Annotated in this window: 13 protein-coding genes; 7 read left to right on the forward strand and 6 right to left on the reverse strand. The window is 61.3% G+C overall.

The genetic code is table 11. The annotated features are described in order from the left end of the window. Positions 1-197 precede the first annotated feature (197 nt). The 5 genes from Q7C20_RS21675 (at position 198) to Q7C20_RS21695 (ending at position 15,510) form a co-directional block, all read left to right on the forward strand. Complete coding sequence (locus tag Q7C20_RS21675; RefSeq protein WP_375070083.1) at positions 198-5,597, forward strand: hypothetical protein; 5,400 nt, start codon at positions 198-200, stop codon at positions 5,595-5,597. Positions 5,598-5,790: 193 nt separating this feature from the next. After that, positions 5,791-10,863, forward strand: a complete 5,073-nt coding sequence (locus Q7C20_RS21680) for a dermonecrotic toxin domain-containing protein (RefSeq protein WP_375070085.1) — start codon at positions 5,791-5,793, stop codon at positions 10,861-10,863. Between the two features lie 163 nt (positions 10,864-11,026). Then, positions 11,027-14,113 (forward strand): transglycosylase domain-containing protein, encoded by a 3,087-nt coding sequence (locus Q7C20_RS21685; RefSeq protein ID WP_375070087.1) that lies wholly within the window; start codon positions 11,027-11,029, stop codon positions 14,111-14,113. Between the two features lie 111 nt (positions 14,114-14,224). Continuing rightward, complete coding sequence (locus tag Q7C20_RS21690; RefSeq protein ID WP_375070089.1) at positions 14,225-14,746, forward strand: PadR family transcriptional regulator; 522 nt, start codon at positions 14,225-14,227, stop codon at positions 14,744-14,746. Then, on the forward strand, positions 14,743-15,510 hold the full coding sequence (locus tag Q7C20_RS21695) for a siderophore-interacting protein (RefSeq protein WP_375070091.1): 768 nt from the start codon (positions 14,743-14,745) through the stop codon (positions 15,508-15,510). The genes Q7C20_RS21690 and Q7C20_RS21695 overlap by 4 nt, the downstream gene beginning before the upstream one ends. Positions 15,511-15,624: 114 nt before the next feature. Here Q7C20_RS21695 and Q7C20_RS21700 read toward each other — a convergent pair whose 3' ends face one another. Together Q7C20_RS21700 and Q7C20_RS21705 are read right to left on the reverse strand one after the other, a co-directional pair. Next, positions 15,625-16,251: a Pr6Pr family membrane protein gene (locus Q7C20_RS21700; RefSeq protein ID WP_348057332.1), complete on the reverse strand. Its 627-nt coding sequence runs from the start codon at positions 16,249-16,251 to the stop codon at positions 15,625-15,627. 4 nt (positions 16,252-16,255) lie between these two features. Continuing rightward, on the reverse strand, positions 16,256-16,489 hold the full coding sequence (locus tag Q7C20_RS21705; RefSeq protein ID WP_348057334.1) for a VF530 family protein: 234 nt from the start codon (positions 16,487-16,489) through the stop codon (positions 16,256-16,258). Positions 16,490-16,701: 212 nt separating this feature from the next. Between Q7C20_RS21705 and Q7C20_RS21710 the strand changes: the two genes are divergently transcribed. Then, complete coding sequence (locus Q7C20_RS21710) at positions 16,702-18,720, forward strand: TonB-dependent receptor (protein WP_375070092.1); 2,019 nt, start codon at positions 16,702-16,704, stop codon at positions 18,718-18,720. Between the two features lie 442 nt (positions 18,721-19,162). Continuing rightward, positions 19,163-21,580, forward strand: coding sequence for a glucose/quinate/shikimate family membrane-bound PQQ-dependent dehydrogenase (locus tag Q7C20_RS21715; RefSeq protein WP_375070094.1), 2,418 nt, complete (start codon positions 19,163-19,165; stop codon positions 21,578-21,580). 102 nt (positions 21,581-21,682) lie between these two features. Here the strand turns inward: Q7C20_RS21715 and Q7C20_RS21720 are convergent, their stop codons facing one another. From Q7C20_RS21720 to Q7C20_RS21735, 4 genes are read right to left on the reverse strand one after another with little or no spacing between them, the layout of a single operon-like run. Next, a complete protein-coding gene (locus tag Q7C20_RS21720) occupies positions 21,683-22,102 on the reverse strand; it encodes a group 1 truncated hemoglobin (RefSeq protein WP_375070097.1) in 420 nt (139 codons plus the stop codon). Further along, positions 22,102-22,965 carry a DUF3034 family protein gene (locus Q7C20_RS21725; RefSeq protein ID WP_375070099.1) on the reverse strand — a complete coding sequence of 288 codons (864 nt, stop codon included), beginning with the start codon at positions 22,963-22,965 and terminating at the stop codon, positions 22,102-22,104. Before Q7C20_RS21725 ends, Q7C20_RS21720 begins: the two co-directional genes overlap by 1 nt. Before the next feature lie 5 nt (positions 22,966-22,970). Then, the gene (locus tag Q7C20_RS21730) at positions 22,971-25,319 is read right to left on the reverse strand and encodes an EAL domain-containing protein (RefSeq protein ID WP_375070101.1); all 2,349 of its coding nucleotides are present in this window, start codon (positions 25,317-25,319) and stop codon (positions 22,971-22,973) included. After that, on the reverse strand, positions 25,303-25,986 hold the full coding sequence (locus Q7C20_RS21735) for a methylamine utilization protein (protein WP_375070103.1): 684 nt from the start codon (positions 25,984-25,986) through the stop codon (positions 25,303-25,305). The genes Q7C20_RS21730 and Q7C20_RS21735 overlap by 17 nt, the downstream gene beginning before the upstream one ends. Positions 25,987-26,416 lie beyond the last annotated feature (430 nt).

Raw genomic sequence — 26,416 nt, forward strand, 5'->3', positions numbered from 1 at the left:
AGCGAAACGCCGGTGAGTATTCCAGACTATCCCGGCAGCGTCATGCCTTGTCTCAAGGCTCTGGTGCAAGGCTTTCAGCACGCAGCGAGAAAGGCCATGGCCAATACGGAAAGGTCGCAATGCCGCCGCGCGCGCCCAGGGTCAGGATAACGCGAGCGATTGTCAGCCAGACAATCACCCGCACCGGAATCTCATGGATGACCCACCTGAACACGCTCACAGATGCACCTGCACCCGACCCGCAAACCACCCTCGACCAGGGCCGTGAGCAACGCCGGGACGGCGACCGGCAGATGATCCAGGCGCTGATCGAGCACCTGGAAAGCTGCTGGGACACGCCCACCAATCTGCTGGACATTGCACCTGCGTGCTCTCTGCACTGCTGGCTGCAACTCTACTTCCAGGCGCTCGACCGACCACGTTTACTGAGCTGGGCCGAACGCCAACCGGTGCAGCTGGCCGACATGACCCTGCGCAAAGGCGCGCTGTACGCCAAAGACGCGACCACGCCGAGCGTCAGCCTCGATGACGACAGCGGCTGGCGGCGCCTTGCACAGCCGATTTTGGCCATCGCCCAGGTCATCGACCCGGACGCCATCGGGTTGCCCTGCCCGACACTCGAGGCTGCACAACTGCCGCAGCAATTGAGCGCCCGCCACGTATTGCGGTTCTACGGCTACCCGCAACCGCAAAACCGCGTGCAGCGTGGCGCCGTGATCGAAGAAATGCAGCGTCTTCAGTCTTTCTGCGGCAGCGAACGCCCTTGCCCTTTGGCCACCGCGTTCGAGCAATCGAACAGCGACCTGCACAGCCTGGCCGAGCATTTACTGGATCAGCTCACGGCGGCGGATTTGACCGAAACCGCCTTTACCCCGCTCGCGTTGCACGCGGCACGGCAGGCTTTCACCTCACAATCGTTTTGCGCGAATACGCTAAACACCGCAGCGGGCTTGCTCAAAGCGATCACCCTGAACCCGCTGTTCATGGCCCTGGAACACACCGCTGAGCTGAACCCCGACAGCTATGAATTCGACCCAGTTACCCACACCATCAGCGGTACCGACCCGACCCAGCTACGTGTCGATATCAGCCATGACCAGTTGGCGGACCCGGCCCTGAAGGAGCAGCTTGAACGCCTGAAAAACAGTGCCCGTGGCTTGAACCTGCGCATCCCTGTGGACGCACGATTCAGCCTGGCGCAATGGCTTGAACTGTATGCCTTGGACGTGCCGCAAACAGTCGACGCCGTGTGGGACCTGATTGAACACCTGCGTGCCCGTCAACCCGCGCCCATCCCTCCGGCCTGCGACCTGGCCAACGCCGATATCGCCTTGATGCACCTGCGCCTACAACTGGCCGGCGCCCATGATCGCGACACGCTGTCCACCACCCTGGGCGACCTGATCGCCGAGGAAACGCGCGCACCGATAACCGCCAGCCACCCGGTTACAGTGAGCGACCCCGCGTTCAGCCACCCGGCCCTCACGCCTTTGGCGCCGCGCAAGCAGGTTGACCTCAAACACGCGCTGCAGCGCTACCACCTCGACCTTCCGCTGGATGAGTACGCTGCGCAAGAAACCCGGCACCGGCTGGAAACCCACTCGCCCCTGTCCCCCAGGTTCGGCAACTACTGGGGCGCCTTGGGCATGCCCCAATCGGGCGCTTTGACTCTTTCAGCCGAACAACGCGCCAGGGTCATGCAGATCAGTACGGATTTCCTACCCAGGCCCAATAAAGGCCTGCTCGAACTGTTAGGCGCAGGGTTGTTGACGAAGCTGACCAGCCCGGCCCAGGCCGATGAACAACTGCACGCTGTGCTGGCGAGCCCCACCGCACAAAAGCTGGCAGACCAGTTGATCGTCGCCGTGCAGTGGTACGGCCACGCGCCGGATCAAACCACCACCCGCGCAAGCCGTGACGCGCTGGTGTTGGCTGCGCTGATCCTCGACCTTGACCCGCAGGCCGGTCAAACCCGCTACCGGGTGGCTGGCCTCGACCTCAATCACCGCGACTACTGGGGCTGGTCCTACACACAACTGCGCACCGCCATCGAGCTGCACCTGATCGAAACCGGCGCCGCAACCGCCGAAACCACCGCCCTGGTCGCGCACATTCTGTTGGCCGGCATCGCCCCGGAATGTCTGGTGCAGGATATTCCCGACTCGCTGTACTTCATGAGTTCCCATGCCTGGATGCTCTTCAAGCAAGGCGTGATGCTCGCCGAAGCGCTTGCGGTGGGCTCATCCAGGTATCTCACGTTCAGCGACGTGATGACCCTGGCCACACACACATCAGACACGGATGCGCACACACAGTGGCGCGAACATTACGCCACCGGCAGCCTTATCGACTGGGCGGTTGCCAGCGGCGAACTGCAACCCGCCGCGCAAGATCAAGCCTACAGGCTGGATGAAATCGAAGCGGTCAAAACAACCCTGGCCACCCGTATCGATAGCCTGCGAGACGCTTCGACACTCTTCACCACCCCGCTCACCACCCGCCGAAGCCTTGCCCTGAAGGATCTTCAACGCGTGTTCCCCGGCAGCCGCTGGCTGACATTCGCGGGCCTGCAGTGGGGCGCGGGGCCACAGCGGTTGCCTTCCCATCAATCGGTGCCCTTTGCCAACCTGCAATCGCTGGAGGACCTGCACATGAGCGGGCACCTGCAACCTTTCGCCGAACAATGGCGCACCTCCTGGGTGGACTTCAACCTGGCGCAGATGAAGCCACATTTCGCCAAACTCTCGGACATCAACCGGTTGTTCGAAACCCTCTCCGAAACCCGCATACAACACCTCAAAGAGGCCTACACCTGCATCATTCAATACCTGCTGGCGCAGCTTCCAGTGGCTGATCGCTCGAACCTGCAAGAAGGTGAGGTGCAACTGTTGGTGGTGCGCCAACCGTCGAAAAAACCGCTGCTCGAACAATCGCGGGAAGAAAAAATGTCCCGAACCGGCAGGTTCGGCTTCATCCTGCGCTGCGAGGTTTTCCACAACGTTCACTACTACGAGCTGTTTGCGCTGCGTAACCAGGTGTTCAAAAACAGCCGTTTGCCGGCCGCACTCACATTGGGAGGCGAACCGTTAAAAGTCACCACCGGCACCCCTCACAGTCCCCAGCCCACCAGCCAACTGTACTTGGGCACCTCGCTTCCCATTGACGAACACGCCTACCTCAAAGGCAGTGCACCACGGCTTGACCAGCATTCAACGGTGATCGTGGACAAGGTGTGGCAGTTCGCGCCGGCCGCAGCACTCGCCTCGCCACTGACCTTCGATTCTCCCAGAAGCCGCAACCTGGCCCGCACCATCGTCGACCGGCATTTTTTCCTCGACATCGACCCCCTGCTGGCAGAGGCCAAGGGCTCGACGTTGCTGGAGGAGCGGGAGAAAAACGCCGAAGCCTTGTACCAGGCGCTCCTGAACCTTATCCCGTTCTGGTCTTGCGGCAAGGACCTGGCCTCCGGCGATGCCCGGCGTCAGCTGAATGGCGCATGGGGGTGCTTCCTCGACACGATTGGCATGTTCGTACCCACCAAGGGCTTGCTGATCGGTGGCCTGAGCCACCTGAAAAATGTTGCCCCCACGTATGTAAAACTCCTGCAACTGAGCAAACTCAGTGCACGCTACCTGAACGGTACCCTCAACCCCCTGGAGTTCGTGCCAACGCTGGTGCGCCTTACCCGGTTTGGCCTGGTCCACCTGAACCAGTCCGGCCGATACGCATTGAGCCAAGCCCTGCGCAGCGCCCGGCAAACCCTCGCACCGGGCAGCACCTTCCCCTACAACCGGCTGCAAAACAGGGCAGATGTGGGCCCGGCCACCCTGACGCGGGCCGACGGTTTAACGGATGTGCTGGTCATCAACCGCCTCAGCGCATGGCACGCTTTCGACCCGATCATCGCCAGGCCCTATGGGCCTGCACTGATCAACTTTCGACTCGAGCACGCCATTGAAGTCACCCCGGTCAGTACGGCAGATGGCTACAAAGCCCTGGTCGCGGAACCGCTTTTCGACACGCCGCCGCTGATCATTCAACGCTCCAACGCCACCGACCTGGTAGGGCAAGAGCGCGTTTGGCGCCTGCGCCATGGCAGCCGCGATCATCTGGACGAGCTGAATTCCCCGGCCTTTTTTGGGCTCACCGACGGGTTCGAGGCCACGTGCCCTCCCCGCAGGCCAAAACGCAGTCCGATCCCGCTGATCTGTTTCATCAAAAAAATTCATGTACACCATCATTCGATCCAGAAGCGCCGCGTTCAGGCGCTGGAGCACATCCGGTTGGTTCCCGCCTCGCTGCAACCCGCGGGCAAGCGCAAACTGGTGATCAACCGCTGCGTGTACGAGGTGTCCCCTTACGGCATGCAGTTCAGACTGATCGCGCAGCCCCAGCAGCCACCGCTGCGCTACAAATCCGTGGCCACCGGCAAGGCCCTCGACGAGCCCGAATTTGGCTTGCCCAACCTCCAACGCGACAACGTGTTGGAGAATCAAAGTATCGCTGTGAAACTTAACGGGATCGTTGAGGGCATTGATGACGAGCGCACCCTGCGGGGGCTGCTGGTCGACCTCACGGCACCGAGCGTTGCCGTGGGGCAGCACTTGGTGGTCGAGGCCGACGTGGGGGTTTTTTACAGAGCCATGGGGGCTCCCGGGATATTGGAGGACATGCAATTGCACCTGCTGGACTTCAGCAAGGGCGGTGATCACCAGGATTTGATCAATGGCTACGCCGAGCTGAAAAACCGCTTCCTGCAGGCTGGCGGATTTATTGGAGACCAACCGCTGGTGGCGCTGCCGACCCTGGAAACGCTGTACGGGCAATTGGCCCGTCGCGGTTTTTCCGAGGAGACGGTGGCAATGATGCGCGTCAAGGGCAACATGCTGAGCACACTCAAACAACGGGAGCTGTTGCTTCATGCCTCCTCGCAGGGACGAAGCCTGGACATCCAGGTCGTCTCCCACCCCATCAGGATTGAGTACTGGGGGCCCAATACCACCGTCCCCACCACCAGCACCAGCCAACTCAATAAATACCTGGCCGAACGCGCGAACGTCAGCACCCTGGCACGCCTGGACAGAACCGGGATCGGCTCGGCCAATATCACAGGGGCCACGCGCAACGAGGTGCTTCGCATGCAGGTCGCCAGGCCGGTGGTGATGTGGGAATACAGCATGATCGACCGCCCCAACTACACCGAGGTTATTCTCAGAACCGGGGCCGGCAATTGCGACCAATTGGCCCATGTGGCACGTGAGCATGTGCATGCCAACGACGGTGCCGCGCAGCTATGGGGCACGCGCCCGCCGGCCCATTCGTTCGCGCTGGTGGGCACGCCGCCGCCAGGCGTCCACCACACGGCGGACTTCAGCGAGGCGCACTGGTCGGGCTTGTGGATCTGCGATCCATGGGCATCGATTGTGTGCCCGGCGAAAGACTATATGGCGCAGCTGATTGCCAGGATGGAGCTGTGGCATTCGCAAAAACTGACGGTGTTGTTCCACGACGGGACTCAATACCGGTGGGGGCCGGCTAACGATCCGATTTGGTTGGGGTTGTTGAAGAACAGCATTAAATATGCGCGGCGTGAGTAAGTGATCACGTTTTATCCGGGGTAAAGCGGCAACCTGCGCAGTCATAAAAAAGGCGCTAAACATATATAACTTCAGTTCGATTATCGGTTCTTTACTCCAACAAAACTTGCCACCCCACACCCATATTTCAAACTTATTAAGCACTCGTTAGTTGCTTAAGCTGCCGGTTCATTTATTGCACCAGGCAACTCTCATGTCAGTGGTTAATACTGCTACGCCCGCGGCGTCATCCGACGACAACGGCGTACATTTCGAGCTTATTTCCAACGCCCTGCCTACCTGGGCCAAGCAGGCTTCACCCAAGCGTTTGAAGGCCTTGGGCGAGGCCTCAAAAAGCATCGCAGACTGGTACCGAATACGCTCGCCCGAGCAGCCGTTATTAAAAGCAGCGGTGGCCAAACACTGGGAAACACAAAATGCCGTCGACAAGCAGCTTAACAAGCTGCAAGACATCGAAACCTTCGCCGAACCGCTACTTAAACAGGCGCTTAAACAACACTACGGCGTGGAAGAAGATGTCCGTAATACTTACCTCAAACTGTATATTCCGACCGGCACGCCTCTGAGCGGCGTGACCAGCAGGAGCGTCTCGTTATTGCAGGCGGCCCTGCATAACTTTGCCGCAGGGGACACCTTCACCAACGACTCCGTATTTACCACCCGACCCGACGCCCAGGGCCGCTACGACGTCAAACACATCAAACACCGAATCACCGTCGGGCAATTCAAGACGCTGGTGCGCAAGCTGGATATCGGCGCCCTCTACAGCCAACATCTCGAAGAACAGCTGGGGCTCAAGCAGCCAGTGGTCGCCGGGGTTTTACGCGCCAGGGTCATCCTCAGCCAGCAAGCCGCCTTCCGCGCCGCGATCCACAGCGCATTGCTGATGGGGCATATCGACCACGCCATGCACAGCTTGCTGCCCGGCCTGATTGAGGGCCGCGCCGACCTCACCGTCAACGGTTTGCCGGTGCGTTGCCACGACCTGCTGATGATGGACACCGTGCTCACCGGCATCGTGTTGATCGCCCCCGACCTTTTGCGCAGCCGCGAGTCGGCGCCCCTCGTGGTCTACATACCCGATGACCCGGAACACCCACTCAAGCAATACCCCGATACGCGGGCGTTCGTGCAGGAACTCACCCGCCAACTTCGCCAACCCGACTATCAACGCTTCTTCTGTCGTTTCGTGCCTCAGGCCAGCCGGGGGGTATTTCTGACAGAGCTGCAAGACCGCCTGAGCAGGGTCAGTTGGCATTCCCGGCAACCGCTGGACCCACTGCCCAGCTGGCGCGATACCCCGGTCGACAAACCCGACGTGCAGCTTGGCGCCCGAGGGCTGAAACAGGGGCTCTGGAGCCACCTGTACCAGCAGCAGCTCGACAGGCTACTCAACGACAGCCGCGAGATCGCGGTGAGCACCGCCTATGCCGACCGCATGGCACGCTGGGCCTGGTGGGACAACCTTGAGAAAATCCTCTCCGACATCCTCAACGTGGCACTGCTGATCGCCACACCACTGGTGCCGGTACTGGGCCCGTTGATGCTTGCCTACAGCGCGTGGCAAATCGCCGATGAGATCTTCGAGGGCCTGCTGGACTGGGCCGAGGACCGCAGCATCGAGGCCATCGAACACGCGGTGGGCGCGGTGCAAAGCCTCGTGCAGTTGGGCCTGTTCGGCATCGGCTCGCAACTGGGCGAACTGGCAAAGTTGAGACTGTCGGCCTTCGTCGACGGTTTGATCGCGGTGCGCTTGCCCAGTGGCAAACAAGCCCTGTGGAACCCCGACCTGACCCCGTACCGGCAAAAAGAACTGGCACCGGCGCCGACCGCCAAAGCCGACAAAAACGGCTTCCATAACGTCGCCGGCAAAAAAATCATGCGCCTGGACGCGCATCACTACGAAGTCACCCAAGACCCGGACACCGGCCAACATCACGTGGTGCATCCCGAACGGCCCGAAGCTTATCAACCCCAGGTGTACACCAACGGCGACGGCACGCTGGTGCACGAGGGCGAACAGCCGCTGACCTGGAATACTCAACGCCTGATGCAACGCCTCAGCCCGGTCACGGCCGAGCTGGCGCCTGCACAGCTGGAGCAGATTCGTGAGATCAGCGGCATCGGCATCGACGAACTGCGGCGCATTTATGTCGACAACACCGAGCTGCCGCCGCTGCTGGACGACACCCTCGAACGGGTTGAATTGCGCCAGGACGTCGACACCCTCGTTGCGCGAGTGCGCAACGGCGAACCGACGGGCGATGCCGACAGCTGGATCGCGCAACTTCTCACCGAGCTGCCGGGATGGCCCGCCGAAAGCGCCATCGACGTCTTTGACGCCGCCGACCTGAGCGGTGAACCCATACGGTACGGCGACACAGGCGCAGGCTTGGGGCACACCCTGCGAATCAGCCTTGAGCATGTAAACGCAGGGCGGCTGCCCCATCAGCTCGTGGCGTCTCTGAGCGAAGAAGAACTCAAGGGCCTGCTCGGCAGCCACCTGCCCGCCGAACCGGCCGACCGGGTACAGGCCCTGCGCGATCAACTGGCCGACTACCTCAACACACAAAAAGGCGTGCTGTTTGAGCATCTGTACCGCAACGCGCAGGTCACCGACGACGCCAACGGCCAATTGCTGCAAGAGCAGGTTCCCGACCTGACTGGCACCCTGGTGCAAAGGCTGCTGAGCCACGCCCGGCCGAGTGAACGGCAGATCATGAGCCAGGAGCGCCGCGTGCCGTTGCGCCTAAAGCACCTGGCCCGGGAGCTGGCGTTCGAAATCCGCGCCACCCACGCCTGCGAAGGTCTGTACACCAATCTGCCCCCCAGCGCCGACACCGAACGCCTGTTGCTCAACGCGTTGCGGGTGCACAGCGATACCTTCGGCGACCTGCGCATCAGCATCCACAAAGGCACCGCCAATGGCCCGCTGCGCTGTGCCGTCGGGCCCGGCGACGCGTCGATCGCCAGGGTGCTGATCCTCCAGGCCGACGGGCACTATGCCCTCGCCGAAGCGCCTCGGCAGACCTACGACCTGTATGAGGCCATGCTGCGCGTGCTGCCCGAAGACCGCCGCATCGCCCTCGGCTACCAAACTGACGATGGCCGTGCGCTTGAGAAATGGCTCAAGTCCAAACTGTTGCCACCCGCCGAACGCAGAACCGTGCTCGCACAACCGCCGACCCCGCCGGTGGCGCAACGTGAAACCCTGCTGTTATTACAACGCCCGCGCTTCAAGGCGCTGCGCCAACTGTTCAGCCCTGGCCGCTCGGTGGAAGCGCGCATCCGGCGCCTTTACCCGCGCATGACCGACAGCGAAGTACAAAGCTACGCCGCGCTGATGAGCACGCCTGAAGGGCTCGACACACTGAAAGCATTCGAGGCAGAGAAAAGAGCACTGGAGGAAGACCTGCACGAGTGGCTGCTCTCGCCCACACGCTCCTCCAACCGCCGGCTGGCAGACGACGAGCGGCTGTTCCGAATCGATGTGAGCGCCGAGCTGCGTAATTGCTGGGAACGACAGCCGCAACACTACAAGAGCGAATATGGCGATCGACTCTTTGGCCTCAAACTTGACCTCAGTGGGCGGGCCATAGAGGGCAACTTCGAGCTCTTCCCGAGGCTTGGTGCGGATTTTGGGCACGTCACCAGCCTGGATTTGACCGCCACCGACTTGCTCGATATTGACGCGGGCTTTTTGCACAACTTCCCCAACCTGTCCAGTCTGGACCTGACGGCCAACAGCTTGACCGAGCTGCCCGCAGCCTTGAGCGATATGCCTGGGCTCACTTTGCTGGGACTGTCCGATAATCCGATCCGCTGGACAGCATCCAGCCTGACTGCGCTCAAGCCCTTGCATCATTTACGCGTGCTGATCATGTCCAGCAACCCGCACCTGCTGGTACCGCCGGATATCGGCCACATGCCGGACCTGCAAGTGCTGATGCTCAACAACACCCGAATCCGCGACTGGCCGCCGGGGCTGTTCGACGTGGAGCGCCCCCTCGGCTTCGTGCTGAATATGCGCAACACGTCGGTGACACGCCTGCCGGCAGTGGAACCCGGTTCCTCGCAGGCACAGGTGGTGATTCGCACCCAGCTGGATCGACGCAAACTCGACTTCGACAGCGAGAACCTGATGGTCAGCCTCAGGCGTGCCCACGGTTTGGACCCTTACCGCACCTACCCTGCGCGCGGCGCAACCGACAGCGTGTTCTGGCTGGAAGATCAACCGCCAGAGCAGAAGGAACACTTGCAGCTGGTGTGGAATGAGCTGGAAGCCGAGCACGGCTCCCAGGGGTTTTTCGAGGTGATCCGCAGCCTGCACCTGGAAGACATCGTTTTTCAGGTACGTGAAGACGCGGACCTCTACCGGCTTAACAAAGCGCAGTTGAGCGCGAACGTGTTGCGCATGCTCAAGAACATGCACGTCGACGACGGCTTGCGCGAACGCTTGTTCACCATGGCCTCCGCGCCGTTTACCTGCGCCGACGCGGGTGCCGAGATCTTCAATGCCATGGGTATCGAGGTGTTGGTGTTTGAGGCTCATCGCGATTCGACCCCGCAGAACCTGGGGCCCGCGTTGGCCCGGCTGGCGAAACAGAAATCGCGCCTGCAACAGGTCAACCTCATCGCCCAGGCGGATGTGCGCCACCGCATCACCGCCCTCGAAGACGGCGGCCTGGGCCAGCACCTGAACACCGAAGTGGTAGACGGGTTGCGCGGCGAGGTCGATGAAGTGCAGGTGTACGCCGCGTATCAAACGGCCTTGCGAGAACGCCTCGAATTGCCTTGGCTGGCCAGCCACATGGCCTACAGGACCTCGGCAGGTGTCAGCCCTGAACAGCTCGATCAAGCCTGCGCCAGCGTGCTGGCACTGGAGCAAGGCGACGGGCTGGTTGACCAGATGCTGCAGCATAATTTCTGGCGCGATTACCTGATGGAAACCCACCCGCAGGCATTTCGAGACAACCTGAGCCTGCATTCGGACGCCACCAGCGGTGTCGACGATTTGCGCTATGCGCAGAAGGATTGGGCGCTGGATCAAAAAAAACCGGCGGACCAAAGAGACGCGCAGGTCAGCCAGCAGCTGTTTCAACAATTGGCGCTGCTGGCCGACAAAATGGGCGTGCCGCATAGCGTGGTGCTGACGGGCGAGGAGATGAGTGATGCGACTTATCTGCGCCTACTCGGCGACAGCGTGCGCGACGAAGGAGAACTGGCGCGGCGTTTGACCCGTGAGGTGTTAAGCCGGTTGGCCTGACCGCCGATCGGGTTTTACCGGCGTGGAGTGTGCCGACGAAGTCGCCGGGCAAGATCAGCGGGGGCTTACTTGACGGGTTGATCACAATTTCCCTCGCAGCCCGCCCCCCAGCGACTACGCTTGAACCAAGCCCGATCAATCTGCGTGAAGGGATCAATCGACTATGGGCGCACGGTGGCAAACCGAATCGACAGAGGCTGCGAAACTACAAGGCAGTTCGGACCCAGCGCCTTTACCCAAAAATAAACCCAAGCGCCGCTACTGGCGGCGACTGTTTTGGCTGATCGTGCTGATGGCGCTGGTTGCCCTGGGTTTTGCCGCCGCCAAGGAAATGCGCACCTCGCGCCTGCAAGCCCGGGAACTCAGCCGTCTGGCCCACGACCTCACCTACCAGGTCAAACCCGGCGCCAGCGACGCCATGGTCTACCCTGGCGCGGGGCCTTTTGATCGCCGCCTGGGCTACAGCGACCTCGGCACCTTCCTGCCGCGCCTGCTAAAGCGCGGTTATGTGATCGACGCTCAGGCGCGGTTCTCGCCGGCGCTCATGGATTACGCAGGTAAAGGCCTGTTCGTGCCTTACGCAGAGAAAATCCAGGCCGGGCTGTCGATCACTGACTGCCGCGCGGTGCCGCTGTATCAGTACAACTACCCGCAACAGCTGTACTCAAACTTCGACGCGATTCCGCCGCTGGTGGTCAGCAGCCTGTTGTTTATCGAAGACCGCGACCTGCTTGACACCGCGCAACCGCAGGCCAACCCCGCTGTGGATTGGCCGCGCTTTGCCAAGGCGGCGTGGTCGCAGGTCGCCAAGCTGCTCCACCTGCCGGGCCAGAGTGCCGGTGGCAGCACCCTGGCGACTCAGCTGGAAAAATACCGGCACTCACCCGATGGCCTGACCGTGTCGGGCAGCGAGAAACTGCGGCAGATGTTTTCCGCCGCCGTGCGCGCTTACCACGACGGCCCCGACACCCTGCCCGCGCGCAAAAATATCCTGCGCGATTACCTCAACAGCGTGCCGCTGTCAGCAGTGCCGGGTCACGGTGAAGTGCACGGCATGGCCGAGGGTTTGCGCGTGTGGTACGGCGCCGATTTCAATCAGGTCAACGCGGCACTGACCGGCCCGGTGAACGCACAACAAGGCTTGGCGCTGCGCGAGGTGTTGTCGCTGATCATTGCCCAGCGCCGGCCTTCGCATTACCTGGCCAAAGGGCGCGATGAACTGGCGCAGCTTACCGACAGCCACCTGCGCTTGCTGGCCCAGAACGGGGTGATCGAACCGGCGCTGTTGCAGGCCGCACTGGCGAGCAAGGTGACGTATCGCGACTGGGTGCAACAACCCACGGTGCAGCCGATTGAAACCAACAAGGGCATCAGCGTGGCGCGCAGCCGCCTGGCGGCGTTGCTCAACCGGCCGCTGTACGACCTGGATCGCCTCGACCTCTCGGCCACCAGCACGCTGCAAGGCCAACTGCAGGGCCAGGTCAGCGACTACCTCAAGCACCTCGCCGACCCGGAGTACGCCCGTCAGGTCGGCCTGCTCGGCGAACGCCTGCTCACCCCGGCCAGCACTGCGCAAGTGCGCTACAGCTTCACTCTGTTTGAGTTGACCGCCGACGGCTCGCGGGTACGCGTACAAACCGACAACACCGACCAACCCTTCGATATCAACGAAGGCAGCAAACTGGAGCTGGGCTCCACCGCCAAGCTGCGGGTGCTGACCACCTACCTGCAAATCATCGGCGAGCTGCACGACAAGTACGCCGCCCAGGCGCCCGCCGCGTTGAAAAAAATCAGCGTGGATGACCAGGACCGCCTGAGCCGCTGGGCCATCAACTACCTGATCCAGGCACCTGACAAATCCCTGACAGGCATGCTTGACGCCGCCCTTGACCGCACCTATTCGGCCCGCCCCGGCGAAAGCTTTTTCACCGGCGGCGGCCTGCACCATTTCAACAATTTTCGCAGCCAGGACAACGGCCGCAACCCCAGCCTGCGCGACGCCTTGCGTGAATCCATCAACCTGCCGTTCATTCGGCTGATGCGCGATGTGGTGCGTTATGTCACCTATGCGGGCGAGAACAACAGCGCGCAATTGCTCAAGGACGACAACGACCCGCGTCGTCAGGAATACCTCGCCGGTTTTGCCGACCGCGAAGGCACCACGTTCCTGCGCAAGTTCTGGAAGAAGTACCAGAAGAAAGACACCCAGGCGCGCCTCGACACCTTCCTCGACAGCGTGCGCCCCACGCCGATTCGCCTGGCTGCTGTGCATCGTTATTTGCTGCCAAACGCCAGCCAGCAGAGCTTCAACCTGTTTGTGCGGGCACACATGACCGGGGTCAAAAGCACGCTCAAACTGACCGACGAGCGCCTGGAAAAGCTCTATAAAGACTATGGCCCCGGCGCCTACAACCTGCCGGACCAAGGCTATATCGCCAAGGTGCATCCATTGGATTTGTGGTTGCTGGGCTACCTGCTCAACCACCCTGAAGCCACGTTGAGCGACGCGGTAAAAGCCAGCCAGTTCGAACGCCAGGAGGTCTACAGCTGGCTGTTCAAAAGCCGCCATCAAAGCGCGCGGGACAGCCGCATCCGCACCATGCTGGAGGTCGAAGCGTTCCTGGATATTCATCAGCGCTGGCAAGCGGTGGGCTACCCGTTTGACCACCTGGTACCGTCTCTGGCCACCGCCATCGGCAGCTCCGGTGACCGCCCGGCGGCGTTGGCAGAATTGATGGGCATCATCCTCAATGACGGCGTGCGGCCCAAAGTGCTGCGCATCGACACGCTGCATTTTGCTGTTGATACGCCTTACGAAACCCGCGTGGTCAATGACCCGGCGCCCGGCAAGCAGGTGATTACCGTGGAAGTGGCGCGTGCCCTGCGCAGCGCCTTGTCGCAAGTTGTCGACGCCGGTACGGCCAAACGCGTGGCCGGCAGTTTCAAACTGGCCGACGGCACGCCGCTGGCCATGGGCGGCAAGACCGGCACCGGGGATAACCGCATCGAAGCCATCGGCGCCGGTGGGCGGATTCTCAGTTCCAAATCGATCAACCGCACCGCCACCTTTGTGTTCTACCTTGGCGAGCATCACTTCGGCACGCTTACTGCGTTTGTGCCCGGCCAATCCGCCGAGCACTTCACCTTTACCTCGGCATTGCCGGTGCAGGTGCTTAAGGGCATGGCGCCGATTTTGTTGCCGTATCTGCAACCGGGCAGCCTTACGCAGTGCCTGGCTCGGGCGCCGTGATTGTGTAACGCCAGGGAGAGGTAACGCCAAGCGAACCGTCTGTCGGGAGTTCTTGCGTGACGACTAAGATATATCTTACGTTATATCTAGACACACAAAGAGGCTCCCACCATGCGAGACCATCCTCATCAGCGCGACGGGTTTGACCCGCGTGCCGGCCGCGGTCGCGGCCCTCGGGTATTTGCACCCGGCGATTTGAAATTGCTGCTGCCGGCGTTGATCGCCGAACAGCCTTGCCACGGCTACGACCTGATCCGCCAAATCGAAAGCCTGTTCGACGGCGCCTACACCCCCAGCCCCGGCGTGATCTACCCGACCCTGACGTTTCTGGAAGAAAGCGATTTGATTCAGGGCGACGCCGACGGCGGAAAAAAACGCTACACAATTACCGACGCCGGTCGTCTCTTCCTAAGCGAGCAAGCAGTTGCACTGGACGGCGTGCGCATGCGCATCGACGTCAGCAAACGCTCGCTGCGCGGCCAGGACCGCCCGCCGCAAATCCACGAGGCGGTGCACAACCTGCGCCACGCCTTGCATTCGCACCACGGGCGCTGGAGCCCGGAAGAAATCGTTCGTGTCGCGGCGTTGCTCAATCGCACCGCTCAATCCATCGCCGACGGGAAAGACCAATGACTACGCAAGCCATCCACCGCGTGACCCACGAAATCAAACGTCGCCGCCTCGAGGTGCTGCGGGTGGTTGATATCACCCCACGCATGCGCCGCATTACCCTGGGCGGGCCTGAACTGGCCGGTTTTATCAGCCTGGGCAGCGATGACCATATCAAGCTGCTGTTCCCGCAGAACGCCGCCGAACGAGCCGCGCTGGAAAGCCCGACGTTCAACATCAAGGACGACGGTCCGCAACCGGCCATGCGTGACTACACGCCACGGCGTTATGACCTGAGCGTTGGCGAGCTGGACATCGACTTCGTGCTGCACGGCGATGGCCCTGCGTCCACCTGGGCCGATCAGGTGCAGGTTGGCCAGCACCTGTACATCGGCGGGCCACGGGGCTCGATGATCGTGCCGGATATCTTCGACAGCTACCTGCTGATCGGCGACGAAACCGCCCTGCCCGCCATCGGCCGACGCCTGGAAGAATTGCCGGCCGGGCGCAAGGTGCTGGCGGTGATTGAGATTGCCAACGCAGGCGAAAAGCAGACGCTGAACAGTGCTGCTGAAGTTGAAGTGATTTGGGTAATTCGCGGCCAGGATGACCTGCTTGAAACCGTGCAGAAACTGACGCTGCCGGGCGGTTCGCTGTACAGCTTTGTGGCTACCGAAACGAAGCTGTCACGCCAAGTACGGCGTGTGTTGCTGGACACGCACAAGGTCAATGAGGAATTCCTCAAGGCCGTGGGTTACTGGCGCGCCGAGGGCAGCGAAGAAGAGTGATACATCAAACACACTAAAGCTCCAATGTGGGAGCTGGCTTGCCTGCGATAGCTGTGCATCAGACAAAACTGCTTTGACTGCCTCACCGCCATCGCAGGCAAGCCAGCTCCCACATTAGTTCGACGGTGTCTTCAGGAACTTGTCCAGCCCCAACACCGCCAACGCAATCACCACAAACCCCGCCAGAATCCCCCCGGCATTCACAAACACCTGTGGATAACCGAGCGTGTCCACGTTAATGAACGGGTACTGATACTGCCCGAGCAAATGCCCGCGCAGCAGTGCATAAGCGAAGTACACCAATGGGTAAATCACCCAGCCACCCAAGTGTTTCAGGCGCAAAGTACCTTTGGGCACACAGCGCCACCAGTACAGGCAGAACAGCAGCGGCATCACGTCGTGGAGCAATTCGTCGGCAATGAATTGAAAGCCTTCAGGGCTCCACAAATGCCGCAGCAACACGTTATAGGCCAGGCTCACCACGATGATGCTCGCGGCAATCCCACTGCTGATTGCGGGCGAGAGGAAAAACCGCTTCGCGGCCGAATCCCGTTCCACCAGCGCATAGCTCAGCACCACTACCACGAGGGTGTTGGTCAGCACCGTGAAGAAACTGAAGAAGTTGATCAACCCGCCCAACAGGCTGGCGCCCGAGGCCAGCCGCGAATAAAAGATCAGGTATTGCTGAATCGCCAACCCCACCCAGCCGGCCAGCGCCGCAGCCGCAACAAAGCGTTTCATCGGCTCAATCCAGCGGGCGTTTGGTGCGCATCAGCTTGACGTACAAGCTTTCGACTTTCTCGCGTGCCCACGGGGTTTTGCGCAAAAACGTCAGGCTCGACTTGATGCTTGGGTCGCTCTTGAAGCAGCGGATATCGATGCGCTCGGCCAGGCCGTCCCATTCGTAGTGTTCCACCAGCGTCGTGAGGACGTGTTGCAGGGTTACGCCGTGGAGCGGGTCGTTGCTTGTCGCGGTCATGCCAGGCCTTTTGCAAAAAGAGGAAACACAGCCGCGCACCTTAGCCGACGGGGCGTGACGGTGGAAGCATCGCATTGAATATAGACCCTGAGAGAAAGTTCCCCTTTTCAGCGAAAAAAGAGATGTTATATTGTAACTATAAGTATCAAAAGTGACCGCTTCGATACCGTTTCCAGCCTTCTTTTTTCTGCCGCTTTGCCAAGGAATGTCTGATGTCCCTCTCTTCCCTGTGGCGCTTGACCCCGCTCGCCGCCGCGCTGTTGCTCTGCTCCGAAGCCCACGCCCTTGAACTGCAGCCCCAAGTCATCACCGGCAACCCGCTGGGCAGTGAACAACTGGCCTCGCCGACCACCGTGCTGGAAGGCGATGACCTGACCCTGCAACAAAAAGGCAGCCTCGGCGAAACCCTGAATAAGCAGCCTGGCGTGTCCTCGTCCTACTTCGGGCCTGGCGCCAGCCGGCCGATCATCCGTGGCCAGGATGGCGACCGTATCCGCATCCTGCGCAATGGCGTGGGCGCGCTGGATGCGTCGTCGCTGTCCTACGACCACGCCGTGCCGCTGGACCCGATCAACGTGGATCGCATTGAAATCGTACGCGGCCCGGCTGCGTTGCTGTACGGCGGCAGCGCCATCGGCGGCGTGGTCAACACCTTCGACAATCGCATTCCCACTGAAGCCATCGAAGGCATTCATGGCGCCGGTGAATTGCGCTACGGCGGCGCCGACACCACGCGCAGCAGCGCAGGCAAACTGGAGGCCGGCAATGGCAGCTTCGCCTTGCACCTTGACGCCAACGCGCGGGAATTCAACGACCTGAAAATTCCGGGTTTTGCGCGCAGCCGCCACGCTCCGGACACTGAAGATGGCCCCGGCAAAAACGGGCGCCTGGGCAACAGCGACGGGCGCCAGGACGGCGGCGCGGTGGGCGGCTCCTACACCTGGGACGACGGATATGCCGGGCTGTCCTACAGCAACTACGACAGCAACTACGGCTCCCCCGCCGAGCAAGACGTGCGCATCCGCATGAAGCAGGATCACTACGCGTTCGCCTCCGAATTTCGCAACCTGCAAGGCCCCTTCACGTCGGTAAAACTCGACGCGGGCTACACCGACTACGAACACCGCGAGATCGAAGGCGGCGAAACCGGCACGGTGTTCAAGAACAAGGGTTATGAAGCGCGCGTCGAAGCGCGCCATCAGCCGATCGGCCCATTCAATGGCGTTGTCGGCGCACAGGTAACCCGCAACGAGTTCTCGGCCTTGGGCGAAGAAGCCTTTGTGCCGCAGACCGACACCACTGCCGGCGCGTTGTTTATTCTTGAGGAAATGCAGGCCACCGAGCGCCTCAAACTTAGCCTTGGCGGCCGTGTGGAACACACAGACGTCGACCCGGACGCCAAGGGCAATGCGCGCTTTACCGGTGCCGACAAGCGCAATGATTTTACTGCCGGCAGCCTGTCGTCGGGCGCGGTCTACACCCTCACGCCCGTCTGGTCGCTGGCCGCTACCCTGGGTTACACCGAGCGTGCGCCGACGTTTTACGAGTTGTATGCCAACGGTGCGCACGTCGCCACCGGCACCTTTGAGCTGGGCAATGCCAACCTGAAGAAAGAAAAAGCCGTGTCCAGCGACCTGGCCCTGCGCTTCGACAATGGCACCCACAAAGGCAGCTTCGGCGTGTTCTACAGCCGCTTCTCCAACTACATCGGCCTGCTCGGCACGGGCCGCACGCTGAACGATGAGGGCGAGGAAGACGCAGGCGGCATCCCCGAGTACGAATACTCCGGCGTGCGCGCGCGTTTCGCTGGCTTCGAAGCCCAGGATCACTGGAAACTCGGCGAAAGTGCCTACGGCAAATTTGCCCTGGAGCTGTCGGGCGACTACACCCGCGCCACCAACCTGGACACTGGCGAAGCCTTGCCGCGTATTGCGCCACTGCGCCTGAACAGTGGTTTGCTGTGGGAACTGGACCGCTGGCAGGCGCGTATCGATGTGGAACACGCCGCTGGCCAAGGCCGTGTGCCGGACAACGAAAGCGGCACCGATGGCTACACCACCCTGGGCGCGAGCATGGGTTACCACTTCAACATGGGCGGCAGCCAGTGGCTGGCGTTTGTGAATGGTGAAAACCTGACGAACCAGACCGTGCGGTACGCCAGCTCGATCCTGCGTGATATCGCGCCTGCGCCGGGCAGAAGCGTGCAGTTCGGCGTACGGACCACGTTCTAAAAAACACTGCAGCCCCCCCTGTGGGAGCGGGCTTGCTCGCGAATGCGGTATATCAATCGGCATCTTCACTGACTGATACACCGCATTCGCGAGCAAGCCCGCTCCCACATGTGTTTTGCAGCGACATTCTGTCACTGTTACCAAATCTGAAATGATGCATCTTGCGATTCGCGCTTTCTCTCGGCGCGCAGTCGCTTTATCCTTGTCGGCAACAAACTGAAACGTTTCATGCCCCGGTCGACCCCACCTTGACGATTTTCCCTGCCCGTAGAGACAGCGCTGTCTTACACCCGACTGCGCCTGGGGATAAATTGCTTGCCTGTGGATAACCCCGCTATCCCCAGAAAAACCGGATTTACGCTGAACCAAGCCCGCGCCGAATCGTCATCTACAGTGAAGCACGGGGTTACATAATTATTCCAACGTAACGGAGAAACACACTATGAGCACTGATGGTGCTTCAAGCCCGAGTCGCCTGCTGCCCAGGCTGCTAGGCGTCTTGCTGCTGATCATGGGGCTGGCCTTGCTGGCCGGCGGCGTCAAGCTGAGCATGCTCGGCGGCTCGCTGTACTACCTGCTGGCCGGTATCGGCATCGCCCTCACCGGCGTTTTGCTGCTGGCTACCCGCCGCGCTGCATTGGGTTTGTACGCATTGGTGCTGTTTGCCAGCACCGTGTGGGCACTGTGGGAAGTCGGCCTGGACTGGTGGCAGTTGGTGCCGCGCCTGGCCCTGTTGTTCGCCTTGGGCATCGTCATGTTGCTCCCGTGGTTCCGTCGCCCGCTGTTGCGTGGTCAAGCCGCGCCGATGGGCACTGCGGCACTGAGCGTCGCCGTGGTATTGGCCGGCGCGACCGCGCTTGCCAGCCAATTCACCAACCCGGGTGAAATGGTCAAGACCGGCCAACTGGACCGCGACGCCGTCCCTGGCATGGCCAGCGCAGCGCCGACCCAAGCCGATGGCGACTGGAATTCCTATGGCCGTTCGGCCTTCGGTGACCGTTACTCGCCGCTGGCGCAGATCACCCCGGAAAACGCCCACAAGCTGGTGCCAGCCTGGACCTTCCGCACTGGCGACATCCCTGGCGCAGGCGATCCCGGTGAGACCACTGCGGAAAACACCCCGCTGAAAGTCAACGGCATGCTTTACGTGTGTACCCCGCACAGCCAAGTGATTGCGCTGGACCCGGACACCGGCAAGGAAATCTGGCGTTTCGATCCGAAGATCAGCACCGAAGGTGCCCAGAACTTCAAGGGTTGGGCGCACATGACCTGCCGTGGCGTGTCGTATCACGATGACGCTGTGTACGCGTCCGAGCAGAGCCCTACCGGTTCCGCCAGCCCGGCGCCAGTCAGCGCCGTCTGCCCGAAACGCATCTTCGTGCCAACCGCCGACACCCGTCTGATCGCCCTGAACGCCGACACCGGCAAGATGTGCGAAGACTTCGGTGACAAAGGCCAGGTCGACCTGCGTGCCAACATCGGCAGCTTCGCCCCAGGCGGTTACTACTCCACCTCGCCGCCAGCCGTGACCAAAAACCTGGTCGTTATCGGCGGCCACGTGACCGACAACGTCTCCACCGACGAGCCAAGCGGCGTGATCCGCGCGTTCGACGTGCACACCGGCAAACTGGTGTGGAACTGGGACAGCGGCAACCCGGACGACACCACCCCGTTGGCCGAAGGCAAAACCTACACCCGCAACTCGCCGAACATGTGGTCCATGTTCAGCGTCGATGAAAAACTCGGCATGCTTTACCTGCCGATGGGCAACCAAATGCCCGACCAGTACGGCGGCGACCGTACCCCGGACTCTGAAAAATACAGCGCCGGCCTGACCGCGCTGGACATCGACACTGGCCACGTGAAGTGGACCTTTCAGTTCACCCACCATGACCTGTGGGACATGGACGTGGGCGGCCAGCCTTCGCTGATCGACATCAAAACCGCTGACGGCGTCAAGCCAGCGGTCATGGCATCGACCAAGCAAGGCAGCATCTACGTGCTGGACCGCAGCAATGGGCAGCCAGTGGTGCCGATCAACGAAATCCCTGTACCGCAAGGCGCAGTGGCCGGTGATCACACCTCCCCTACCCAACCCAAGTCCGACCTGAACTTCATGCCGCCGCCGTTGAAAGAACGCGACATGTGGGGCGTGACTCCGTTTGACCAGATGATCTGCCGGATCGACTTCAAGTCGATGCGCTACGACGGCCCGTTCACGCCGCCATCGCTGCAAGGCTCGATCGTTTACCCGGGTAACTTCGGTGTGTTCGACTGGGGCGGCATCTCCGTCGACCCGGTACGCCAGATCGCCTTCGTGAACCCGAGCTACATGGCGTTCAAATCGAAGTTGATCCCGGCAGCCGAGATCGCCAAGCAAGGCCCGCGCGTCAGTGAAACCGAAGGCGTACAGCCGAACAAAGGCGCGCCGTACGGCGTGATCCTCGAAGCGCTGCTGTCGCCGATGGGCCTGCCGTGCCAGGCACCGGCGTGGGGTTATGTGGCAGCGGTCGACCTGACCACGCATAAAACCATCTGGATGCACAAAAACGGCACCGTGCGCGACAGCTCGCCGGTTCCGATCCCGCTGACCATGGGCGTGCCTAGCCTGGGCGGTACGTTCACCACCGCCGGTGGCGTGGCGTTCCTCAGCGGTACCCTTGACCAGTACCTGCGTGCCTATGACGTGAAAAACGGCAAGCAACTGTGGGAAGGCCGCCTGCCAGCAGGCGCGCAGACCACACCGATGACCTACACCGGCAAGGACGGCAAGCAGTACGTGCTGGTCATGGCGGGCGGTCATGGTTCCCTGGGTACCAAGCAGGGTGACTATGTGATGGCGTTTAAACTGCCGGATTAAGCAACACCGGCGGCAAGAAAAAGGCGGCTACCTGTTGAAGGTAGCCGCCTTTTTTCATGCCCGGCACACAGCAAAATGTGGGTGCTGGCAGTGTCAGAGAGGTCAGTGCCCGATCACTTCGCCGCGCATCGGCGCCAATCGCGCAATCAAGCGGTTCTGCACCGGTACCGAAATGCCTTCGCTGTCCATCGCCTTGATCAGGTCTTCCACCAACGCGTTGAAGTCGCTGCGGCTCAGGTTCTGGCCCTTATGACTTTCAGCCATGCTGTCACCGGTGTAGGTGCACGGGCCGCCCGCTTCCACACAAAACTGCTCGATCAACTTGTTGCGCAGGCGCTGGATATCGACGTGGCGAAAGCGCTCGACGATACGTTCATCGCGGGCGATGTTGAGCAACATGCCTTCGACAATCCGGGTGAGGCCCGGCAGCGCGCCGAGGTCACGGTAAAGGCTGTCATCCTTGGGCGGTTGTTGCGCACAGGCACTGATCAGCAGCACACACAGCACAGATAAAAAGCGCATCAGAAGCTCCCCTGCACAGACAGATAGGTTCCGTTCTGGTTATCCAGCGTGGCAATCTCCCCCAGGCGTGCATACGCCAATACAAACGACACATGCTTGTTCGGGAAATAGCCGACAAATACATCCGCCCAGTCACTTTCACCGGCAAACGACAGGTTGTCAGGCTTCTGGCGATACTCCACGCCCAGCGCCCAGCGCGGGTTGAACAACACGGCAACCGAGCCCTCCTTGAGCAGGCTGCGACTGTCGCGACGATCGCCGCCAAAGCCGAGCAGGCCGGTTTCATTCGCCCGGCTGTAACGCAGGCTGCCGTTGACCAGTACGTTGTAGCCAAAGGCTGCGCCCATGAACAAGCGGCTCGCGGCCAGGTAGCCTTCAACGTCACTGTCGCGCTTGGCACCCACCAGTTTTGGGATATCAAAATTTGTCTGGTGCTTGTATTCAAGGCCCACGGAAACCTGGGGCAACGCGTCGTAGATGACATCGCCAAACAAGCGCACCTTAAGGCCGAAGACGTCCTGGCCGAGGTTGTCTGTGGGCAGGTTGAGCTTGTGCACCAGGCTGCCAAGGTCGAAGCGCTGGCGAGCGAAAGACACCTCAACGCGGTTGTCATAGGCCAACGCCAGCCCGGCCACGTCCAGCCGATAATCCGGCAGGTTGACCGTGGTGGCGAAGGCCGTCGCGCCCCACTCATGCTGTTCACCGTAACCGGTGAGCACAGCCCATGGCGTGATCCCTCCGCCCGCCGCACCTTCAAGGCTGCTGGCCCCACCGGTGGCAATCAAACGACCGTTATCGGCAAGCGCCGATTGCAGGGTCAGGGCGTAAAAACAGCCGATCAATAGACAAAAACGCACCGTCATACCACTCAATGGACCCAAGAAGTTTGCGGGCTGAGCGGCAACGCCACCCAGGCTTCGAAAGCGTCGGCACTCAACGGCCGACTGATTAAATACCCCTGGGCCGTGTCGCACTGCCAACGCTCAAGCAGGCGCAGGCTATGGGCGTACTCGACGCCCTCGGCAACCACTTTGAGGCCCAGGTTGTGACTCATCTCGATGGTGGACCGCACGATCACTGCGTCTTCGCTGGTTTCATCAAGGTTGCGCACAAAGGATTGGTCGATCTTCAACTCTTGCACCGGCAGGCGTTTAAGGTGCGCCAGCGACGAATAGCCAGTACCGAAGTCATCCACCGACAGGCTGATGCCGCAATCGCGCAGCAGGTGCAAGACTTTCAGGGCTTTTTCCGGCTCGCGCATTACTGCACTTTCAGTGATCTCGAACAGCAGTTGCTCAGCCGGCAAGCCGGAGCGACGTAACAAGGCCGTCACCCGGTGAGCCAGTTCATCATCGAGCAAATCATCCGCCGAGATATTCAACGACAGTTGCAGGCACAACCCACGGCGGTTCCATTCACACAGCTGGCGAATGCCCTCTTCGATCACCCATTGAGTCAGTATTTTAATGCTGCCCGAGCGCTCGGCCAGAGGGATGAATTCCGCTGGCGAGACCAGGCCGAACTGAGGATGCTGCCAGCGCAGCAGCGCTTCGGCCTGGCGCACATGCCCTTGGCGAATGTCGAGTTTGGGTTGGTAATGCAGCAGCAATTGGCCTTGACCGGGCGCGTGCCGCAGGTCACGAATCAGCGTGATCTGACGCCGATGCGCGAGGTCACGGCCCTGCTCGTAGACTTGCAAGCGGCCAGGCATCTGCGCTGCGTCCTTCATCGCAATCGCCGCGCGCTCCAGCAAGGTGGGTGCGCTTTCGCCATCGGCGGGGTAGGACGCGATACCCAGTCGGCAATCCAGCGCCAGGTCGTGGCCGCCGATACGCTGGGGCCGCAGCAACAGCTGTTGAAGTTTATCGGCCATACCGACCGCTTCATCGCTGCCCGCCCCCTCCAGCAGCAACAGAAACTCGTCGGCAATCAAATGCGCCAGGGTGTCGCCGGGGCGCAACGCGGCTTGCAGGCGCCGGCTGACATCCAGCAGCAGCAGGTCCACCGCCTCTGGCCCGGCCGTTTCACTGGCCGCGCGCAGGTTATCGATACCCAGGTAAATCAGCGCCATCGGGCGCTGGGTGGAAATCGCACTGCCCAGGCGCTCCATGACCAACGCTCGGTTGGGTAAGCCGGTAAGACGGTCGTGCAAGGCATTGTGCGCCAGTTGCTGTTCGCGCTCGGCGATACCACTTTGCATCGCGTTGACGGCTTGGGCCAACCGCCCCAGCTCGTCGCTGCGCGCCAGGGTCAACGGCGTCTGGTAGTCGCCCTGGCCAATACGTTCAGCCGCCAGGGCCAGGGCCTGTACCGGGCGCGACACACTGCGCGCCAACAGCAAGGCGCCGATCAACGAGGCAATCAAGGCGATCAAGGCAATGCCAAGGATTTTTTCATCCAACGGCACAAAAGCCTGCATCGCGCTATCCAGCGGGCTCTGTAATAACGCCAGTACCTGGCCGTCGTCATCATTGGCCAATACCAGCGACTGGTTGAGAAAACTGTGGTCCATGTGCTCGGTGGTGGACACGCCGCTGCGCGTGGCATCCCCCAGCATCAGATGAACGATGCTGTCCTGCAGCACCTGAGGTTGGGTACTGACCAGTTCACCGGGATGCTGGCGATCAATCGCCAGGAACGACACTTCCAGGTTACTCAGCGAACGCAGCTCCCCGGCAAACGCGCTGTCCATGCTGAAACCCATCACCACCCGGGCAATCGGCAGCGGCGCCAGCACCGGTGCCTCCACCAACAGATGCGGCTTGCCTTGCAAGGGCACCATCAACACGGCTTGGCGGTTACGCCGCGCCTCGCGTAACGCATTGTCATAACGAAAGGCCGAGCCCTCGGGCACTTCATCGAGGGTACTGGCGAGGACGTTGCCGTCCATGCCGAGCAGGATCATGTCGCTGGCATTGATACGCTTGCCGTGGTTGAGCAGCGCCGAACGCAGGGTCGCAGAATCACCGCTGGCCACCGCTTCACGGAAACCGAAATCCGCCGCCAGCAATTGAACGCCATCGGCCAAGCGCCGACCGCGCACCTCCAGCAAACGCTCGAACACCCGCGAGCCCACCTCCAATTGAGCCATCGCCTGACCAAGCACAGCAGAACGGGTCGCAGCTTTCACGCTGAAGTACAGCGCACCGATCACCACCAGCAACAGCAGGATCAGGACACTGGCGACCCGCGCCTGGAAGCTATTGCGCAGTTTCATGGGCAGCTCGATTGAACGCATCGCCAAACGCAGTGGGCGCTGGCGTGGTCGGCACATCCGCAGAGCCCGGTTCCAGGCTCAACTGCACGTCGTGGCTCAGGCCGGCGGCGGGAAGGTTCACTACTCCGCCATCGAGCGGCTGCATACCGGCCAGTCGCGGGTGCCACAGCGTAAGGTGGTAAGCACCGGCCGGCAGCTCCTCAAAACGCAGGTGGCCCCGGGCATCGCTGACACCAAAGCGCGGGTCATCGGTGACGTAGACATAGCCGAGCATCCAGTCATGAATATTGCAGCCGAGTACCACCAAACCGGGCTTATCGAACAACAACGGGGCTGCAGGCGTGCCCTCGTACAGACGCAGCTCAAAGCGTTTGGCAGCAGAAAATGAGTAAACCTGGTGACGGATGTTGTCGCTGTTCGGAAAGCGGATTTGCGTGCCGGTGTGCACCGCCAGCACGTGGGGCGAAAATTCCTGGCCGCGCTGGTCCATATCGGCCTTCAGCGCACCGGCCGGCGCGCCAACCGGGCCTTGCAGCGTCACAACCGCATCAACCACCGGCGTGCCATCTGCCTGGCGCATCACCACCTCAAGCGCCGCCGCCCAGGCGACTTCGTGAAGCGAGAGCAACGCAACGACAAGGGAAAGTTGCTGAAAAATCCTGGCCATGAGGGTCCGCACAAAATAAGAGAGAGAGGCGGCCTGCCTTGGCACAAAACGGTTCAACGAGCGTTACGGCGTAAATGATGCCGCAAATAAGGCCAATTGCCACCATTGAATCTACAGCGAAGCCTAGCCGTCGGTCGACAAAAACCTACGCAAGCAGTCAGGCACTGTAGAGGTTATCGACACACCTTAGAAAAGCTGTAGTCGACAAAGGGGGAGTGGTCAACCGCAACCACTTAACGTACGCGATCGCAGCCCTGAATCGTCACCTGTTCCCGCCGCTCTGCGAGGCCTGTATGTGGGAGCTGGCTTGCCTGCGATGGCATCAACTCGGTTTGCCTGAGGTACCGAGGTGTCTGCATCGCAGGCAAGCCAGCTCCCACAGAGAAGCTCAACAGTGTGTGGAGGTATTGAAGTTGTACTCGGTCAAAAC

The sequence above is a fragment of the Pseudomonas sp. AMR01 genome, from assembly GCF_041946035.1.
GTDB lineage: Bacteria > Pseudomonadota > Gammaproteobacteria > Pseudomonadales > Pseudomonadaceae > Aquipseudomonas > Aquipseudomonas antarctica_B.

Bases quoted from the DNA above. Each gene is read 5' to 3' on its own strand.
- Q7C20_RS21675 (WP_375070083.1), top strand. From the start codon at position 198: ATGACCCACCTGAACACGCTCACAGATGCACCTGCACCCGACCCGCAA.
- Q7C20_RS21680 (WP_375070085.1), top strand. From the start codon at position 5,791: ATGTCAGTGGTTAATACTGCTACGCCCGCGGCGTCATCCGACGACAAC.
- Q7C20_RS21685 (WP_375070087.1), top strand. From the start codon at position 11,027: ATGGGCGCACGGTGGCAAACCGAATCGACAGAGGCTGCGAAACTACAA.
- Q7C20_RS21690 (WP_375070089.1), top strand. From the start codon at position 14,225: ATGCGAGACCATCCTCATCAGCGCGACGGGTTTGACCCGCGTGCCGGC.
- Q7C20_RS21695 (WP_375070091.1), top strand. From the start codon at position 14,743: ATGACTACGCAAGCCATCCACCGCGTGACCCACGAAATCAAACGTCGC.
- Q7C20_RS21700 (WP_348057332.1), bottom strand. From the start codon at position 16,251: ATGAAACGCTTTGTTGCGGCTGCGGCGCTGGCCGGCTGGGTGGGGTTG.
- Q7C20_RS21705 (WP_348057334.1), bottom strand. From the start codon at position 16,489: ATGACCGCGACAAGCAACGACCCGCTCCACGGCGTAACCCTGCAACAC.
- Q7C20_RS21710 (WP_375070092.1), top strand. From the start codon at position 16,702: ATGTCCCTCTCTTCCCTGTGGCGCTTGACCCCGCTCGCCGCCGCGCTG.
- Q7C20_RS21715 (WP_375070094.1), top strand. From the start codon at position 19,163: ATGAGCACTGATGGTGCTTCAAGCCCGAGTCGCCTGCTGCCCAGGCTG.
- Q7C20_RS21720 (WP_375070097.1), bottom strand. From the start codon at position 22,102: ATGCGCTTTTTATCTGTGCTGTGTGTGCTGCTGATCAGTGCCTGTGCG.
- Q7C20_RS21725 (WP_375070099.1), bottom strand. From the start codon at position 22,965: ATGACGGTGCGTTTTTGTCTATTGATCGGCTGTTTTTACGCCCTGACC.
- Q7C20_RS21730 (WP_375070101.1), bottom strand. From the start codon at position 25,319: ATGAAACTGCGCAATAGCTTCCAGGCGCGGGTCGCCAGTGTCCTGATC.
- Q7C20_RS21735 (WP_375070103.1), bottom strand. From the start codon at position 25,986: ATGGCCAGGATTTTTCAGCAACTTTCCCTTGTCGTTGCGTTGCTCTCG.